Annotated in this window: 16 protein-coding genes; 15 read left to right on the top strand and 1 reads right to left on the bottom strand. The window is 49.9% G+C overall.

Translation table 11 applies throughout. The annotated features are described in order from the left end of the window. The first annotated feature begins 24 nt into the window (after nucleotides 1-24). The 9 genes from uvrA to trxB all read left to right on the top strand — a co-directional run bounded on the left by uvrA (nucleotide 25) and on the right by trxB (nucleotide 9,790). Complete coding sequence (uvrA, locus tag Q0339_RS06820) at nucleotides 25-2,853, top strand: excinuclease ABC subunit UvrA (RefSeq protein ID WP_298078050.1); 2,829 nt, start codon at nucleotides 25-27, stop codon at nucleotides 2,851-2,853. Nucleotides 2,854-3,260: 407 nt separating this feature from the next. Then, complete coding sequence (locus Q0339_RS06815) at nucleotides 3,261-4,955, top strand: DUF4097 family beta strand repeat-containing protein (protein WP_298078048.1); 1,695 nt, start codon at nucleotides 3,261-3,263, stop codon at nucleotides 4,953-4,955. Nucleotides 4,956-4,964: 9 nt separating this feature from the next. Then, nucleotides 4,965-5,147 carry a PspC domain-containing protein gene (locus Q0339_RS06810; RefSeq protein ID WP_298078143.1) on the top strand — a complete coding sequence of 61 codons (183 nt, stop codon included), beginning with the start codon at nucleotides 4,965-4,967 and terminating at the stop codon, nucleotides 5,145-5,147. A 30-nt stretch (nucleotides 5,148-5,177) separates the two neighbouring features. Beyond that, nucleotides 5,178-5,558: a PspC domain-containing protein gene (locus Q0339_RS06805; RefSeq protein WP_298078046.1), complete on the top strand. Its 381-nt coding sequence runs from the start codon at nucleotides 5,178-5,180 to the stop codon at nucleotides 5,556-5,558. Further along, a complete protein-coding gene (locus Q0339_RS06800) occupies nucleotides 5,558-5,893 on the top strand; it encodes a phage holin family protein (protein WP_023391516.1) in 336 nt (111 codons plus the stop codon). Before Q0339_RS06805 ends, Q0339_RS06800 begins: the two co-directional genes overlap by 1 nt. A 157-nt stretch (nucleotides 5,894-6,050) precedes the next feature. Then, nucleotides 6,051-6,986, top strand: coding sequence for an HPr(Ser) kinase/phosphatase (gene hprK, locus Q0339_RS06795; protein WP_298078045.1), 936 nt, complete (start codon nucleotides 6,051-6,053; stop codon nucleotides 6,984-6,986). Next, nucleotides 6,987-7,808 carry a prolipoprotein diacylglyceryl transferase gene (lgt, locus tag Q0339_RS06790; protein WP_298078044.1) on the top strand — a complete coding sequence of 274 codons (822 nt, stop codon included), beginning with the start codon at nucleotides 6,987-6,989 and terminating at the stop codon, nucleotides 7,806-7,808. It abuts the gene before it with no gap. Nucleotides 7,809-7,812: 4 nt separating this feature from the next. Continuing rightward, nucleotides 7,813-8,841 carry an NAD(P)H-dependent glycerol-3-phosphate dehydrogenase gene (locus tag Q0339_RS06785; RefSeq protein WP_298078043.1) on the top strand — a complete coding sequence of 343 codons (1,029 nt, stop codon included), beginning with the start codon at nucleotides 7,813-7,815 and terminating at the stop codon, nucleotides 8,839-8,841. A gap of 16 nt (nucleotides 8,842-8,857) precedes the next feature. Further along, the gene (gene trxB / locus Q0339_RS06780) at nucleotides 8,858-9,790 is read left to right on the top strand and encodes a thioredoxin-disulfide reductase (RefSeq protein ID WP_298078042.1); all 933 of its coding nucleotides are present in this window, start codon (nucleotides 8,858-8,860) and stop codon (nucleotides 9,788-9,790) included. Between the two features lie 306 nt (nucleotides 9,791-10,096). Here trxB and Q0339_RS06775 read toward each other — a convergent pair whose 3' ends face one another. Beyond that, nucleotides 10,097-11,818 (bottom strand): phospho-sugar mutase, encoded by a 1,722-nt coding sequence (locus Q0339_RS06775; protein WP_298078041.1) that lies wholly within the window; start codon nucleotides 11,816-11,818, stop codon nucleotides 10,097-10,099. A 317-nt stretch (nucleotides 11,819-12,135) separates the two neighbouring features. On the opposite strand from Q0339_RS06775, the gene rapZ reads away from it, so the two are divergent. From rapZ to Q0339_RS06745, 6 genes are all read left to right on the top strand, one after another. Further along, on the top strand, nucleotides 12,136-13,023 hold the full coding sequence (rapZ, locus tag Q0339_RS06770; RefSeq protein WP_291432156.1) for an RNase adapter RapZ: 888 nt from the start codon (nucleotides 12,136-12,138) through the stop codon (nucleotides 13,021-13,023). Beyond that, complete coding sequence (locus Q0339_RS06765; RefSeq protein ID WP_298078040.1) at nucleotides 13,020-14,045, top strand: YvcK family protein; 1,026 nt, start codon at nucleotides 13,020-13,022, stop codon at nucleotides 14,043-14,045. Before rapZ ends, Q0339_RS06765 begins: the two co-directional genes overlap by 4 nt. A gap of 29 nt (nucleotides 14,046-14,074) precedes the next feature. Continuing rightward, nucleotides 14,075-15,001 carry a DNA-binding protein WhiA gene (gene whiA, locus Q0339_RS06760; protein WP_268442500.1) on the top strand — a complete coding sequence of 309 codons (927 nt, stop codon included), beginning with the start codon at nucleotides 14,075-14,077 and terminating at the stop codon, nucleotides 14,999-15,001. 230 nt (nucleotides 15,002-15,231) lie between these two features. Further along, nucleotides 15,232-15,684, top strand: coding sequence for a single-stranded DNA-binding protein (locus Q0339_RS06755; RefSeq protein WP_291432161.1), 453 nt, complete (start codon nucleotides 15,232-15,234; stop codon nucleotides 15,682-15,684). 115 nt (nucleotides 15,685-15,799) lie between these two features. Continuing rightward, complete coding sequence (locus tag Q0339_RS06750) at nucleotides 15,800-16,516, top strand: response regulator transcription factor (RefSeq protein ID WP_298078038.1); 717 nt, start codon at nucleotides 15,800-15,802, stop codon at nucleotides 16,514-16,516. Then, a complete protein-coding gene (locus tag Q0339_RS06745) occupies nucleotides 16,516-18,042 on the top strand; it encodes a HAMP domain-containing sensor histidine kinase (protein WP_298078037.1) in 1,527 nt (508 codons plus the stop codon). The genes Q0339_RS06750 and Q0339_RS06745 overlap by 1 nt, the downstream gene beginning before the upstream one ends. Nucleotides 18,043-18,049: the final 7 nt, after the last annotated feature.

Here is an 18,049-nt window from a genome sequence, read left to right as displayed (position 1 = left end):
AGATTCAACCAGAGGAGAAAGACAATGGCCAAAGATAAAATCGTAATCAAAGGGGCACGGTCCCATAACTTAAAAAATATTAACCTAGAAATTCCTCGTGACCAGCTAGTTGTAGTGACGGGTCTATCCGGGTCAGGCAAGAGCTCCCTGGCCTTTGACACCCTCTATGCAGAGGGCCAACGCCGCTATGTGGAGAGCCTGTCGGCCTATGCCCGCCAGTTCCTAGGACAAATGGATAAGCCAGATGTGGACTCTATCGAAGGCCTGAGCCCGGCCATTTCCATCGACCAGAAGACAACCAGCCACAACCCGCGGTCAACGGTCGGAACCGTAACGGAAATTAACGACTACCTGCGTTTGCTCTATGCTCGTGTGGGGGTACCTTACTGTCCCCATCACCATATTCCCATTCAACGTCAATCTGTTGAGCAGATGGTCAACCAGGTCTTAGACCTACCTGAGCGTACACGTATCCAAATTCTGTCCCCTCTGATTCGTAATCAAAAAGGCCAGCATCAGAAGACCCTGGAGAAGATTAATAAGGACGGTTTTGTCCGGGTGCGAGTGGATGGTCAGATTTATGATGTCACCGAAGTGCCTGAACTAGCTAAGAATAACAAGCATAATATCGACGTCGTGGTGGACCGGGTCGTCATCAAGGATGGCGTTCGCTCCCGCCTCTTCGATTCTATGGAGACCGCCCTCAAACTATCTGAAGGTTATGTCATCATCGATGTCATTGATGGTCAGGAATTACGTTTCAATGAACACTTTGCCTGCCCGCACGGCGACTTCCAGATGGGCGAGTTGGAGCCTCGTCTCTTCTCCTTCAATGCGCCTTTTGGTGCCTGCTCAAGCTGTGATGGGTTGGGTTCCCGTCTAGTAGTGGACGAAGCCTTGGCTATTCCCGATGAAAATCTCACCTTGGAAGAAGGAGCCTTTGTCGCCTGGAATCCGATCAGTTCCAACTACTATATGTCCATGATGCGCCAATTCTGTGAACAGGAAGGGATTCCCATGGATGTTCCTTATAAGAAGCTCAAAAAGTCCCAGCAAGCAGACCTTAAGTATGGGGTCAAAGACGGTCGCAGCTTCAAATTCACCTACACCCCAATGTCGGGCACCGGTACGAGGACGGTCGATACGGTCTTCGAAGGGGTCATTACCAATATGGAGCGCCGCTACAACGATACAGGTTCCGACTATACCAAGGAAGTCATGCGCCAATACATGGTCGAGCATATCTGCCCAGCCTGCCAGGGCCAACGTCTCAACCCAACGGCCTTATCAGTTCGGGTAGGGGACCTCAATATCGCCCAGGCCACCGAATTGTCTATTAGTGATGCCTTGGCTCACTTCAAGAGCTTGACCTTTGGCCCGGCAGATGAAGTCATTGCCAAGCCCATTATCAAGGAAGTGACCGATCGCTTGACCTTCCTCAATAATGTGGGGTTGGATTACTTGACCCTAAGCCGGGTGGCCGGTTCCTTGTCAGGTGGGGAAGCGCAACGTATTCGTCTGGCTACCCAAATTGGTTCCAACCTCAGCGGGGTCCTCTATATCTTGGATGAACCGTCTATCGGCCTCCACCAACGCGATAACTCCCGTCTGATTCAGTCTCTGACTCAGATGCGGGACTTGGGCAACACCCTAATTGTGGTGGAACACGACGAAGAAACCATGATGACGGCCGACTATATTATAGATATTGGGCCGGGTGCCGGCGAGCACGGTGGCCAAGTGGTGGCATGTGGGACGCCGGAAGAGGTCATGAAGAACCCTAATTCCTTAACGGGTAAATACCTGTCAGGTCAGGAGAAAATCGCCTTGCCAGCCAGCCGTCGTCAGGAAGACAAGGGTTGGGTAACCGTTACGGGAGCTAGCGAAAATAACCTGCAGAATGTTACCGCCAAATTCCCCTTAGGCCGTTTTGTCGCAGTGACGGGGGTTTCGGGTTCAGGTAAATCCAGTTTGGTCAACGCCATCCTTAAGCAAGCTTTGCTCAAGGAGCTGACTAAGGCTAAGACCCGTCCAGGTAAGTTCAAGTCGATCAAGGGTTACGAAAGTTTAGACAAGATCATCGACATTGACCAGAGTCCGATTGGCCGGACGCCACGTAGTAACCCGGCTACCTATACGGGGGTCTTCGACGATATACGGGATCTCTTTGCCCAGACCAATGAAGCTAAGTTGCGCGGTTATAACAAGGGGCGTTTCAGCTTCAATATCAAGGGCGGGCGTTGTGAAGCCTGTGCCGGCGGCGGGATTAACAAGATTGAGATGCACTTCCTGCCAGACGTCTATGTGCCTTGTGAGGTCTGTGGTGGCCGTCGCTATAACTCTGAAACCTTGGAAATCAAGTACAAGGGCCTTAATATCACCGAAGTGCTAGACCTAACCGTTGAAGAAGCGGTGGAATTCTTCGCCGCGATTCCGAAGATTAAGCGCAAACTCCAAACCTTGCTAGATGTTGGTTTAGGCTACATTAGCCTGGGTCAGTCTGCTACTACCCTGTCAGGTGGGGAAGCTCAACGCATGAAGTTGGCTGCCGAATTGCAGCGGGTTTCGACCGGTAACACCTTCTATGTCTTGGATGAACCAACGACCGGGCTTCACGCCCACGACATCCGCAAGTTGCTAGAGGTCATCGACCGCCTAGTCCAATCCGGCAATACCGTAGTGGTCATTGAACATAATCTGGATGTCATTAAGACCGCCGACTATGTCATCGACCTTGGGCCAGAAGGTGGGGTTCGCGGTGGTCAGATTATCGCCACCGGGACACCGGAAGAAGTAGCCAAAGTCAAGGGCTCCTTCACCGGCCAGTACCTCAAACCATTATTGAAAAAATAAAATAAGACTGGGACATTTGTCCCAGTCTTATTTGTTTATCTACTCTTCCCTATTTATTAGTGTTACACTAATAAATAGGGTTTAGCGCCATGATTTTTACGGTCTTACTTAGCCGCTTTTCACAAAGTCAGGCGAATTTCACAAGAACGTTCGTCTTTTGGTTGGAAAAGCCTGATTTAATAGGCTTTTTCTTGGCGGGCTCGTCATATCTTCAATATATAATAATTTATATTTTTCCTTATAACTTAGAATAAGTCATGCGCTTAAAGCGGCTGAGAACTGTCAGCCGCTCTTTTCATCCCTAGGTCCGAGCAAATATCGGTCCTAGGCCCTATGTCAAACGAGTGGAAAACTGGCATAATAAGGGTGTAGTTAAGAAACAAGCCCTCATTTAAGGAGTGAGAGATATGAATGAGAAAGAAAGAATCATTGAATTAGTCAAACAACAAGTCATTACCATGGATGAAGCCCTTCGCCTCCTCGAGGCTTCGGCCCAAGCAAAATCAGCTGACCAAGCAGAGGAGCCAGCCGACGCTCAAGATCAAGCCCAAGTGACGGACCAGGAAGCTCCAAGCAAGCAAGAAGCGCCAGCTGACCAAGAGCCTGAGCAGGACAAGAAGGCGGGCTTCGACCCAGAACAACTCAAGGCTACCGTCCAAGAAGCCATCGACAAGAGCCTCAAATTTGGCCAAGAAATTATCTATAGCGTCCAACAAAGTCTTGATGATAAGCCAGAAGATAAGCAAGAAGCCAGCAAGCCAGCAGAGCCAGCCCCCGAAGCCTCTCAACCAGAAGCTTCCATCAGCCAAGAAGAGGAAGAAGCAGCGGCGGCCAAGCGCCAAGAATTAGAAGCTAGCTTAGAAAAAGAAGGTCAAGCCCTTCTAATCGCTAAGCAACGCCTAAGAGAGTTCGAGATTCTAGCAGAATTAGACGAGCTCAGCGAAGAGCTCCAAGCCCAAAAAGACCAAGTGGCAGCAGAAGTTCTGGAGCGAGGCCAAAAGATTGACCAACTCCAAGAAGAACTCAAGGCCTACAAGCCAGCAAGTCCTACTTCAGAGCCTTTCAGCCAACGACTCAACGACTTCGTTCGGCAAGTCAATGAAGGCGGCCAACGGGCAGCAGACCACGTCAGTCGGGCAGCGGATCAATTCGGTCAGAAAGCCGACCGCGCCGGCCAACGTATCGATAACGAAGCCAACCGCTTAGGCCGTGTCATTGGTCAGGTGGTGAGCACAGCCTTTAAGGCGGCGCGTGAAGGCATTCGCGTAGGTGTGAGAGCCTACGGCCGTTTGGGCAATGAATGGGAGCATACCTTTAACTTTGACGCTAAGGACCTAAAGGTGTTAGACTTTAAGTTATCACGAGGCGATGTCACAGTAACTCGCGCCCATGTAGATCAAGTTTCAGTCAATGTCAAGGCAAGCTTCTTCGGCAAGATTCCAAATCCTAACCTAGAAGATTTCCAAGCCCACAGTATCCTCTCCCTAGACGACGGCAGCTTGCTCTTGCAAGTAACCGACGACCACATGTCAGCGGATATTGAAGTGACCCTGCCAGACCAAGACCTAGAGACCGTTCGGATTGAGACCACCCAAGGGGATATCGAACTAGACGGTATCCAAGCTAAGGAAATCTATCTGACGACTGTCAATGGGGATGTCGATCTGTCCGATGTGACAGCAGACTTATTAGACTACCATTCAACCAATGGGGATCTAGACTACCGCCTAGCAGAGGTTAAACGCCTCAACCTAGAGACAACTAACGGCGACTGCCGTGTGGTAGGTGCTATTGGCGATGTAGCGGCCAGCCTGATTAGTGGCGACTTGCTCTTAACCAAACGCGATGAGACGCCCGCTTCTATGAAGGTCAGCACGGTAAGTGGCGATGTAAAAATCGCTATTCCGGCCAACTTAAGCCTAGAAGGCAGTGCCCAATCTAGCTCAGGCGACGTGGAACACCGTATCGGCCACCTAGACGTGGAAACTCACCGTCATCACAGCCTAGAATTCCAACGGCTGATGACCAACCAAGAAAGACCTGTTCATTTAGAAATTAACACCGTATCAGGCGACATCCGCCTCAAAGATACCGATTTATAGGAGGAATTTATCATGAAACGATTAACTCGTAATAGCCGTGAAGGGATGTTTTTAGGCGTTTGTGCCGGTATTGCTGATTATTTTGGCATAGACCCAACGCTTGTACGTGTGGCCTGGGTGGTTTCCGGCCTTTTAGGTGGCGTAGGCTTGTTCGGCTACTTGATTGCAGCCTTCATCATGCCAGAAGCCTAAGCTTAAGAGAGATAGAAAGAAGGAACGACCATGAAACGACTATATAAATCTACCCGTGACCGTAAAGTAATGGGGGTCTGCGGGGGACTAGGAGAATATCTAGGGGTTGATCCTACCCTGCTTCGCCTAGTTTGGTTTGTCCTTATCTGGATAGGTTGGGGGACACCCTTACTCATTTATCTAGCCTTGGGGATTATCCTGCCAAGTGACTATACGGTTGCCAATGGCCGTGCCAATCGATCTAGCTACCGCGAGCAGGAAAGAGATCGTTATCGCCAACGAGCTCGTCGAGCGACTGAGGAACTCAACGACTTCCTGCGTCGCTATCAAGAAGGCCGAGCAGGTCATGACGCTAAAACAGAGACTAAGCGACGTGATGTGACGCCTAAAGACGACTGGAGTGATTTCTAATGCGTCGGATTTTATTGAATACCCTACTCTTTATGGGCTTGGCCCATGTTATGCCGGGTGTCAACGTTACGGGCTTTGGCGGGGCCTTAATATCAGCCTTTGTCTTCGCCCTATTAAGCGTAACGGTAAAGCCAGTCCTAGAATTCTTTGCCTGGCCCCTCAACTTCTTGAGTTTGGGGCTGGTCAACTGGTTGATTGCCGGCTTTATCCTACTTTTAGCTAGCTGGTTGCCAGGTGGCCTCACTATCAGCTCTATCTGGAGCGCTATGTTGGTGGCTGTTGCCCTTTCCCTAGGCCAAAGCCTAGTTGGCTTGGACAGTCCCTATCATGATTAAGACTAATAAAAGACCGCAGACCAGATGGCTGCGGTCTTCTGCTTAGGCTGGCAAATTCAGTCTTTCCAAGCCCTATCTGGGCAAACGAAAAGATAGGAATTCTCCGTCGTCTATGTTAAGATTAGGAGGTAAAAGTCAATGAGGAGGCAATATTTTCATGTCCAGCAGTGTAACCGTCAATGAACTCGTAAAAACCTTAAAAATTCAATATGCCTTTGGGGAAGATTATGGTTCTCGTCAAATATATACGAGTGACGTATCCCGGCCAGGTTTGGCCCTAACAGGTTTTGTGGAGGACTATCCTTTCGAGCGAATCCAGTTGATTGGGCGGACAGAGCTTCTCTACCTAGCAAGTTTGCCAGAAAAGGAGCGGCTTTTGGCCTATGAATCTCTCTGTAACGAGGAAACGCCAGCGATTATCTTCGCAAGGGACATGTCGGTGCCGGAAGATTTGATTACGGTCGCGGATAAGTATCATATTCCAATCTTGGTGGCACGTTCTAAGACCACCCGGGTCCTAGCCAACTTGACTAACTTCTTAGAGGGTCGCTTGGCTGAGCGCTTGGCTAAGCACGGTGTCTTCGTTGAAGTATTCGGGATGGGGGTTCTCTTGACAGGGGGTAGCGGTGTCGGTAAGTCTGAAACGGCCCTAGAATTGGTCCAACGTGGCCACCGTCTGATTGCTGATGACCGGGTCGAGCTCTTCATGATTGATGAATTGACCCTAGTTGGTGAAGCCCCTGAAATCCTCCAAAACCTCTTGGAAATCCGCGGCTTAGGGATTATCGATGTCATGAGTCTCTACGGGGTAGCGGCCATCCGTCGCTCTAAACGTTTGGAATTGATTATTAACCTAGTGCTAGATGACGGCAAGACCGAATACGACCGTCTGGGCTCACAACGTGAATATGAACAAATCTTTGAAGTCAACGTGCCACGTATCCGCATTCCGGTTAAGACTGGGCGGAACTTGTCGGCCATTGTCGAATCAGCTGCCATGAACTTCCGGGCTAACCAAATGGGTTATGATGCGACGACTACTTTCAACCGTAAACTAGACGCCCTTATCAAGAAGAATCGGGTTGATAACTAGATGCCAGTTTTAGCCATTGATCCTATTGCCTTCCGCTTGCTAGGTTGGCCCGTCCACTGGTATGGCCTCTTGATTGGCTTAGGTATGGTCCTATCCTATCTCTTAGTCATGCGCGAGGGGCGCCGTAAGGGCCTGTCGGAAGACTATTTGTCGGATGCCTACTTCTGGACCATTATCTTAGGCCTACTGGGGGCGCGTGCCTACTATGTGCTCTTCCGTTTGGACTACTACCTAGCCCATCCCGACCAAATCATTCAGATTTGGCACGGTGGGGGCGCCATCTATGGGGCCATCTTGCTAGGGACAGCCACCATTATCTATGTGGCACGACGCTATCAGCAAGACCTCATCCTGACCTTGGATGTGGCAGCGCCAGGCATTATGCTGGCCCAAGCCATCGGGCGTTGGGGCAACTTCGTCAACCAAGAGGCCTATGGGCCAGAAACCAGCCGCGCCTTTCTAGAAGGCTTGCATTTGCCGGCTTGGCTCATTGATCAAATGCAGATTCAAGGCCATTATTACCAGCCGACCTTCCTTTATGAGTCCTTGTGGAACTTACTTGGTTTGGCCCTGATCTTCATCTTGCGACGACAAAAAGGTTTAGTCAAACGTGGTGAATTAGCGGCCGGCTACTTCGTCTGGTATGGCCTAGGTCGCTTCTTTATTGAAGGTCTACGGACTGACAGTTTATACTTGGGTCCCTTGCGCATTTCGCAGGGGGTGTCCGCCGTCATGGTAGTGCTGGGCTTGGCCTGGATTGTCGTCAGACGGCGAGGGGGTCACAGTGTGGCCTATTCAGATTTCCAATTAGAAAAGAGGTAAGGACATGAAAATTGCGGTATTAGGTTCAGGTTCCTGGGGAACTGCCCTAGGCCAAGTCTTGGCTGAAAATGGTCATGAGGTGGTCTTATGGGGACGTGAAGACCACATCGCGGACGAAATTAACCAAGCCCATACCAATAGCCACTTCCTGCCAGGCATTAACTTGCCGACGACCATTGTGGCAACAACGGACTTGAAAGCAGCCTTGGATCAAGCCGCTGTCGTGCTCTTCGTCTTACCAACTAAGGCTATTCGCTCGGTTGCCCGTCAGGTAGCTAGCTATCTCAGTCAGTCAGACGCCCAACCCCTCCTGGTGCATGCCACTAAGGGTCTGGAGCAGGGGACTCATTTGCGGGTCAGCCAGATGATTGAAGCGGAAATTCCGCGCCAAGACTATCAAGACCTGGTAGTCTTGTCAGGCCCAAGCCATGCCGAGGAAGTAGCCCGTCATGACCTGACAACTGTAACGGCCGCTTGTCCCAATTTACAAGCAGCTGAGAAGGTGCAGGCCCTCTTTAAGAATCACTACTTCCGTATCTATACCAATACCGATGTGGTAGGTGTGGAAATGGGCGCGGCCCTCAAGAATATTATTGCCTTAGGTGCCGGTGTCCTAGCGGGTGCAGGCTACGGCGACAATGCAAAGGCTGCGCTAGTAACGCGTGGTCTGGCTGAAATTTCCCGTATGGGCATTAAGTTGGGGGCGGACCCATTGACTTTCGTTGGTTTGAGCGGGGTTGGCGACCTAGTGGTCACCTGTACCAGTCCCCACTCCCGTAACTGGCGGGCAGGGAATCTGCTAGCCAAAGGTTACAGCAAGGAAGCCATCGAAGAAGAAATTCAAATGGTGGTCGAAGGGATTGCTACCTGCCAGTCAGCCTATGAACTGGCCAAGGAAACCGGTATCGAAATGCCAATTACTGAGGCCCTCTATGGTCTTATTTATGAAGGTGCGCAGGTCAAAGAAGGCCTGCTTCGCTTGATGACGCGTGATGGCAAGCAAGAAGCCTCCCTGTCTCAGGCGCATTACTAAGAGAGTGAATGATAGAATGGAAAAAGAATTAATTGTAACAGATGTTGTCGTGATTGGCGCTGGGCCGGCTGGTATGACCGCTGCCCTCTACGCTTCACGAGCTAATCTCAAGACACATATGATTGAAAAAGGCGTTCCCGGTGGGGAAGTCAACAACACGGCAGATGTGGAAAACTATCCTGGTTTTTCACTGGTTTCTGGCCCAGAATTGGCCCAACACATGTACCAAGGGGCTATGCGATTTGACGCGGTCCATGACTACGGCGATGTGAGCCATATTGAAGTAGCAGGTGCTCTTAAGCGAGTACATACCAGCTCTAAGGTCTATGAGGCTAAGGCAGTCATTGTAGCGACCGGTTCTTTCCACCGCCATCTTGGCGTGCCTGGTGAAGAAGAGTTGGCTGGCCGTGGCGTGTCCTACTGTGCGGTCTGTGATGGCTTCTTCTTCCGCGATAAGGAAATTATCGTCGTCGGCGGGGGTGACTCGGCCGTTGAAGAAGCCCATTACCTGACTCAATTTGCTAGCAAGGTCACAGTTATTCACCGTCGTGACGAGCTCCGAGCGCAGAAAGTCCTGCAAGACCGGGCCTTTGCCAATCCTAAGATTGAATTCATCTGGGATAGCGTGGTGGAAGAGATTCTAGGGACAGATGCGGTTGAAGGCGTGCAAATTAAGAACGTCAAGACTGGCCAGACCAGCCGCGTGGATGCCCAAGGGGTCTTTATCTATGTTGGTTTAGTGCCTAACTCAGAAGCAGTCAAAGATTTGGGAGTTACCGACGAAGAAGGCTGGATTATCACGGATGATCACATGGCTACTAGCCTGCCAGGTATTTTTGCGGCCGGCGACGTGCGTCAAAAGCACCTGCGTCAGATCGTAACAGCCACCGGTGATGGCGGTACGGCTGGTTTCCAAGCCTACCAATACATCGAAAGCCTTAAAGACTAAGCTAAAAAGCCCTGCACTAATAGTTAGTGCAGGGCTTTTGAATTGAGCTAGTGGTCCACTCCGGAAAGTGGACCACTAGCTCGGCCAAAATGCCGAGCTTAGGGCAGATTTCGTGGGATTCTGAGGTAGCCAGTGGACCACTCCGGAAAGTGGACCACTGGCTCAGCCAAAAGATAGGGTTTGGGGCAGATTTCATTATATTCCGAGCTAGCTAAGCCAAAAACCTAGAACTAGAGCCGCTAGCTCTCCATTAACCAAACCACACAAAAAGGACTGGGCGTCAATCCCAGTCCTTTTGCCTTAGTCTTAGGCGGTTAATTTAGCGATGTCTGCTTCAATCTTAGCAGCCTTAGCTTCTACTTCTTCATGCGAAGCGCCTTGGGTGCCCAGATAAAGTTTGATTTTTGGCTCGGTACCACTTGGACGGAAAGCCACCCAGCTGCCGTCTTCCAAGACATACTTGAGGGCATCAGATGGTGGGAAGGTCAAGGTTTCAACCGTGCCGTCAGCCAGAGTTCGTGTGCCGGCTAAGTAGTCAGCTGCGCTCACCACTTTGAGGCCGCCCATTTCCTTAATCCCTTCGGTCCGGATTTGTTGCATGATGGCAGCCATCTTAGCTTGCCCAGAGAGACCTGGGAAGTCCACTGCGATGGTTTTTTCATAGAAGTAGCCGTATTTTTCGTACATGCTTTCTAAGACATCCGCCAAGGTACGGCCCGCTTTCTTGTGATAGGCGGTCAATTCAGCCAAGACTACCAAGGCTTGGATGGCATCCTTGTCGCGAACAAATGGCTTAATGAGATAACCGTAAGATTCTTCAAAGCCCATGAGGAAGGTCTTAGAGCCTGTTTCTTCATATTCTTGGATCTTCTCAGCGATAAACTTGAAGCCAGTCAGTACTTCGACCGCTTCTAAGCCATAGTGAGATAAAATAGCGTTAGCAAAGTTAGTCGATACGATAGACTTAACCGCTACCCCGTTCTTAGGCAGTTGGTTGAGTTCTAACTTAGCGTTCAAGATGTAATCCAACATGAGAGAAGCGATTTGGTTCCCGGTCAAGAGTTGGTAGTCCCCCTTGCTAGTGCGAACCTTAGCCCCGAGACGGTCAGCGTCTGGGTCAGTCCCTAAGAGGATATCCGCTTCTACCTTCTTAGCTAATTGCTCAGCTAGGTCAAAGGCAGCGGCAGATTCAGGGTTAGGAGACTTAACCGTTGGGAAGTCACCGTCTGCTTTAGCTTGTTCTTCTACCACGTGAATGGTGTTGAAGCCTGCTTGGTTGAGGGCTTTGAGACCTAGATACATACCAGTCCCGTGAAGTGGAGTGAAGACGATGCTGACTTGCTCCGCCATTTCCTTAACCAATTCAGGGTTGATGGTGACAGCCTTCATTTCTTCTAGGTAGGCTTGGTCCACACGGTCGCCGATGATTTCCACAAGGCCGCTACCTAATAATTCGGTCTTGTCGCCTACTTCAACCGTTAGTGGATTTTCTACTGCGCGAACAAATTCTGTTAATTTATCTGCATCTTCTGGTGGCATTTGCCCGCCATCTTCGCCGTAAACCTTGTAGCCGTTGTAGGCTGCGGGGTTGTGGCTGGCAGTAATCATAATCCCAGCGTAGGTATTGAGGTAACGTACTGCAAAGGATAATTCAGGCGTTGGCCGTAGGCTCTCAAAGACATAGCTCTTGATGCCGTGACGACCCAAGACCAAGGCAGCTTCCATGGCAAATTCAGGAGAATAATGCCGTGAGTCATAGGAAATCGCAACCCCACGGTCTTTAGCCGCTTGGCCTGCTTCTTCAATTAATTGGGCTAAGCCTTCCGTTGCTTGGCGAACGGTGTAGACGTTCATACGGTTAGGACCTGCCCCTAAGACCCCACGCATACCTGCCGTCCCGAAACTGAGATTAGCGCCAAAGGCATCCTTTAAGGCTTCCTCGTCTTGATTGTTGGCTAACTCTTCCTTGAGAACGGGATCAAGGGCGTCGTAATTTTTCCAGAGGTTTAATGTTTCTTGCCATGTCATAGCATTACCACCTTTCAGTATTGCGTCATAAGAGAAATGAAACCCAGTGAGAGGCTCCTCACTTTATGCTAATATTCTACCATGAAATGTAGACGGTTACTAGTAGGGGTAGAAATTTGAAACGAAAATATAGCGACAGCACTAAGGTAAATGTCCGGGTCTAGCAGGAGGCTAGCGTCCAGAAAGTTTAGTAAATCTTCCTAAAGGCTCCAAGACTGGCAGAGTGGAGCGCCTGGCTCCCAGGTCGCTTTTCCCGCTTAAGCGTGGTATACTAAGATGGAATATAGCGATGAGTCCACAAAGAAAGAGGCGATGATATGGCAGACACACTCGAACTAGTCATTATTACAGGGATGAGCGGCGCCGGTAAGACGGTTGCGGTCCAAAGTTTTGAAGATTTAGGCTATTTCTGTATCGATAATATGCCCCCAACCCTGCTCCCAACCTTCTGGGAACTGGTTAAGGAATCGGGCAAAATCAGCCGGATTGCACTTGTCATCGACTTGCGGAGCCGGGATTTCTTTAAGGAAGTCGACAGCCTGATTGCAACTTTAGATAATACCCAGCTAGTGACAACCCGCATTATTTTCTTAGATTCTAGCGATTCGGTCTTAGTATCTCGCTATAAGGAGACCCGCCGGAATCACCCACTGGCCCCAGACGGCCGCGTATCAGAAGGGATTGCCAAGGAACGTGAGTTGCTCATGGACTTGCGCACCCGCGCCCAAATTATCATTGATACTTCCGATATTTCCCCGCGTCAGCTACGTGAGCGCCTGATTAAGGACTTTGCCACTAAGGATTATCAGACCTTCCATGTGGAAGTCATGTCCTTTGGCTTCAAATATGGGGTGCCGATTGATGCTGATATTATCTGGGATGTGCGCTTCCTACCTAACCCGCACTATATTCCGGAATTGCGTCCGCAGACCGGGATGGATGCGCCAGTTTATGACTATGTCATGAAGCAACCCGAAACTCAGGCCTTCTACAGTAAACTCATTGATGTCATTGAGTTCTGCTTACCAGGCTACAAGAAGGAAGGCAAATCCAGCGTGACCATTGCCATTGGCTGTACTGGCGGTAAACACCGGTCCGTGGCCATTGCTGAACGGATTGCCAACCACCTTAAGACTGATAACTATGCGGTTAATGTTTCCCACCGTGATTACATGAAGAAGAAAGAGACCGTGAACCGGTCATGAGCGAGACCAAATCGCACCGCTATAAGGTAGCAGTCATCGGTGGTGGGACCGGACTGCCTGTTATCTTGCGGGGTCTTAAGCGAATTGATGCCGATATTACGGCCATCGTCACCGTTGCGGATGATGGTGGTAGCTCAGGCGCCATTCGCGACTATATTGATGTCGTCCCTCCGGGCGATATTCGTAACTGTATGGTAGCCCTATCCGATGCCGACGAGCTACTGTTGGACGTCTTCCAGTATCGTTTTAACACGGATGATGACTTCCTAGCCGGCCACGCTATCGGCAACTTATTGATTGCTGCCCTGAAAGAAATGCGAGGCTCCTTGACCGAGTCCTTAGACATTCTGTCCAACTATATGAAGGTTCAGGGCCAGATTCTGCCGGCAGCGACCGAGCCCTTGGTCTTACACGCCCTCTTCGAGGACGGGACCATCGCGGTTGGCGAGTCTAAGATTGCCCGTCATCGGAAGAAGATTCAACAAGTCTTGGTGACCACCATGCAAGGGGAGCCAGCCATTCAGGCGACACCCCATGTCGTGGAAGCCATCGAGCAGGCGGACTTGATTGTCCTAGGGCCAGGGAGTCTCTATTCTAGCATCCTGCCTAACCTCATGATTGAAGAAATCGGCCAAGCCATCAAACGGACCCAGGCTGAAGTCGTCTATATTTGTAACATCATGACCCAGTTGGGCGAGACCGAGCAATTCTCGGATGCTGACCATGTTCGGGTCCTGCATGAACATTTAGGCCAGGCCTTTATTGACACGGTCCTAGTGAACATTGCCGAGGTGCCTCAGGATTACATTGACAGTCAGCCTAATGAAGAGTATCTGCTTCAAGTCCGGCATGACTTTGAAGGCATGCGTAATCTGGGCTGCCGAGTCATTTCCAACAGCTTCCTCAGCATGAAAAATGGCGGTGCCTACCATGACACCGAATTAGTGGTGGAAGAACTCCGCCATCTCATGGAAACGATTAAGCTTAACCGTCGCCTCAAATATCAGGCGGCACAAGTCTAAGCTAAGTCCAAGCAGAAAGGAGGGTTCTCATGACCTTCGCATCAGAAGTTAAGAAGGAATGTACCCTCTTAGAGGTCCACAAGGAACACGCTAAGGCGGAGCTTGCGGCCCTGATTAGGATGAATGGGGCAGTCAGCCTCTACCAACAGAAGTTTATCCTCAATGTTCAGAGCGAAAATGCGGCCATTGCCCGCCGCCTCTACAGTCTACTCAAGCAGTTCTATCACACTGAGAGTGAACTTATGGTTAGACGTAAGATGAAGCTTAAGAAGAATAATGTCTATATCGTCCGTTGTCGCCAGAATGTGCGGGATATCTTAGAGGACTTAGGCATCTTCGACGGGCTCATGATTAACCACCATATCGCGCCTGACATTATGAATAATGAACAGAAGGAGCGGTCCTATCTACGGGGTGCCTTCCTAGCAGCTGGTTCCGTCAACAATCCGGAGAATAGTCGCTATCACTTGGAAATCTATTCCAACTACGAGGAGCACAATGAAGACATCTGCAAGATGATGAATCATTTCCACCTCAATGCTCGGACCATCGTCCGTCGCAATGGCTATATCACCTACCTTAAGGAAGCCGAGAAAATCGCTGAGTTCCTGGCGATTATCGGGGCCAACCGGGCCATGTTGCGCTTCGAAGACATTCGGATTGTCCGTGACATGCGTAACTCCGTTAACCGACTGGTCAACTGCGAGACGGCCAACCTCAACAAGCAAATCGATGCCTCACAACGGCAGATTGAAGCTATTCGTTACCTAGCCGACACGCGGGGACTAGATAGCTTGCCTGATAAGTTACGAATTATGGCGGAGTTCCGTCTGGATCATCCCGACCTCAGTTTGGGTGAGTTAGGCCAACTAATCCCTGGTGGCCCCATTTCCAAGTCGGGTGTCAATCACCGTCTCCGCAAGTTAGTGGAACTAGCGGAAAGTCATGCTCTATAGAAATCTACCCCTATCCTAGCGATAGGGGCTTTTCTTTTGTGGACTAGCTGAGACTAGTCTGTTTTTATATATAAAATCCTATATATGCCCTTTGCAAGGTAAGTCCGCTAAATCTACGCTAGTTTGTAAGCAACATAAAATTTCAACTTTTTATCCCTAAAACCAGTAAAAAACCGAGTCCCAAAGCCTATATATCTATGAAAGGCAAATTATTTTCTGGAGGAATACCTATGAATCAATTGTTGCTTGTTGGACGTTTAACCCGTCCTGTTGAAGACCGTCAGGTGGGCGACCATCGGGTGGTCAATAATTGCCTAGCAGTCTCCCGTCGCCATCGCGACCGCAATGGCGACTTGCAGACCGACTTTATTCCCATTGTGGCCTGGGACTATCTAGCGGACTTACTAGTCAAATATGCCCAAAAGGGTCACCGAATTGGGGTAGTAGGGCGAATGGAATCGCGTCACTACACTAATAATCAAGACCAAAAAGTCTACATCCTGGAATGCCATGTCCAAGATATTACCCTCCTTGAGAGCAAGAATGGCAGTGCGGGCAAGGCTAGTGGCCAGAATCATAGCACACCTAAGGGCCAGGAAGACTACGACACCATCCGGCGTCAGTATGAAGTGCCCAGCCAAGAACAATTGGATATGCGCCAGCTAGCGGGTTTTAAGGCTTAAGGCCTCAGATTAGGCCAGTCTTTATGACAATTTTGCGACTAGGTAAGCTCTACCATTACATTTGCTAACTTTTGGTATATAATAGAAGTGAAACCAAGAGTTAGGAGGTCGTCGAATGAACGTATTAATGATTGAAGATAACGAATCTGTCTGCGAAATGATGTCCATGTTTTTCGAGAAGGAGCAATTCCAAGGCCACTTCTACCATGATGGCTTAGAAGGTTACAATGCCTATGCGGAGTCTCCAAGCAAGTGGGACATTGTCTTGCTAGACATTAACTTGCCGTCTATGGACGGGATTACCATTTGCCGGAATATTCGCAAAATTTCTAAGGAAACGCCGATTATTATGCTGACTGCTCAAGATTCAGAGAGTGACCAAGTCATTGGCTTGGAAATGGGGGCTGACGATTATGTCACCAAGCCTTTTAGCCCCTTGACCTTGATGGCCCGTATGAAGGCCCTCTACCGTCGTAGCCAAATTCCGGCTGCTGATCACAGTCAAGCTCAGGAAGAAGAAGGCTTCGATGTAGTGACCAAGAGTGTCAAGATTAATACCGTGACCCGGGAAGCCTACTATAATAACCAGCTGATTGAGAACCTGACACCTAAGGAATTTGATTTGTTGCTGACCTTTGTACGCTCGCCTAAGCGAGTCTTCAACCGCGAGCAGTTGCTCAAGCAACTCTGGGAAGACCCATTCTATGGCGACGAGCGGACAGTCGATGCCCACATTAAGAAATTACGGCAGAAGATTGAAGTGGTCGGTCCGCAAATTATTCAGACTGTCTGGGGCGTCGGCTACAAGTACGAAGATCCAGGTGAGCATTAATGCGATTTAGATTTCTCTGGCAATTAATTGCCGGATTTCTGCTGGTCATGCTGGTGACCTTGGCCTTATCGGCCTCACGGATTAGCAACTATATGAATCAGCAAATCCACAGTGAAGTCGAGACGCGCCTACTGAATTACGGTAGCAACATTGTCAGCAATAACTTCTCCCGTGAAGATATTAAGAAAGTAGACCAACTGCTGGCCTCGGACAATATCTCCATTCAGGTCTACCTGGCCAATGGGAGCATTATCTACCCAACCTATCGCCAGGAGTACCGGGCCAATCTGACAGATAGTGAGTTGCGGGCCATTCGCCAAGGGCAGAACCTGCCTATGCGTGTGACCTATCGCCCAGACCAAGGGAAAATCACGCGTCTGGCCACCGTCTATCTGCCGCTTAATCGCCAGGCTAGCGATAGTGCCCAATTTCCGGCCGGCTTTATCAGCCTAAGCGAGCCGATTGAGAACCTGGAGACCCGTCAGCAAGAAGTCTACAACAATATTATCTTCTCCTTCGGGATTGCAACCGCCATTGGTTTGGGAATCAGTGTGGCCTATGCCCTCTTCCAGACTCGTAAGATTCGGCGCTTGCAACAAGCCACTCGCCAGATTACGGCGGGCAACTATGATGTTCAGCTTAATATTAGTAATAAGAGCCGAGACGAGTTCGGTGACTTGGCCCATGATTTCCAAGTCATGACGGATTCCTTGGCAAAATCTCGCGAAGAGATTAAGCGCCAAGAAACCTTAAGACGCCAATTCATGATGGATGCGGCCCATGAGATGCGGACGCCACTGACCACCATGAGTGGGGTGATTGAAGGGCTCCAGTACGATATTTTCCCTGAGCCCCAACGCAAACGTAGCTTAGAAATGCTAGCCACCGAGACCCAACGTCTCATTCGTCTGGTTAACGAGAACCTGGACTACGAGAAAATTCGGACCAACCAGATTAGCCTTAACAAGCAGACGCTCAAGGCCTATGATTTGCTCTGCCAGATTCGGACCCAGCTAACCGCTAAGGCCCAAGAAAAGGGCGACCGAATAGTACTGGATGCGCCTGAGGATCTTCTGATTTACGGGGACCGAGACCGATTGGTTCAGATTATCATTAATCTGGTGACCAATGCCATCCAGTTCTCAGAGAATAGTGATATCACCCTCTGGGGGCGCCAAGACGGAGGCTTTACCGAGCTCCGCATTATGGACCAGGGGATTGGGATTGATGCCAAGCAAATTGAAGACATCTGGGAGCGATTCTACAAGGTGGACATTTCCCGTAAGAATACCAAGTTCGGTGAATCCGGGATTGGTTTAGCAGTCGTTAAGTCCCTAGTCGAAGCCCACGGCGGCACCATTCGGGTCGAAAGTGAGCTAGGTCAGGGTTCGACCTTCATTATTCGCCTACCGCTAGAAGCAGCGGAATCCGGAGAACAGGCCCAAGAGCCAGCTCCAAGCAAAGTCAAGAAAAATCTGGGGAGCTTCCTGATTGGTAACAAGAAGGCCAAGTCAGAAGACAAATAAGTTCCCT

It is taken from the genome of uncultured Abiotrophia sp. (assembly GCF_938010525.1).
Classification (GTDB): Bacteria; Bacillota; Bacilli; order Lactobacillales; family Aerococcaceae; genus Abiotrophia.
Note: the sequence above shows the minus strand (reverse complement) of the source record. Positions and strands in the feature narration are given on the sequence as shown.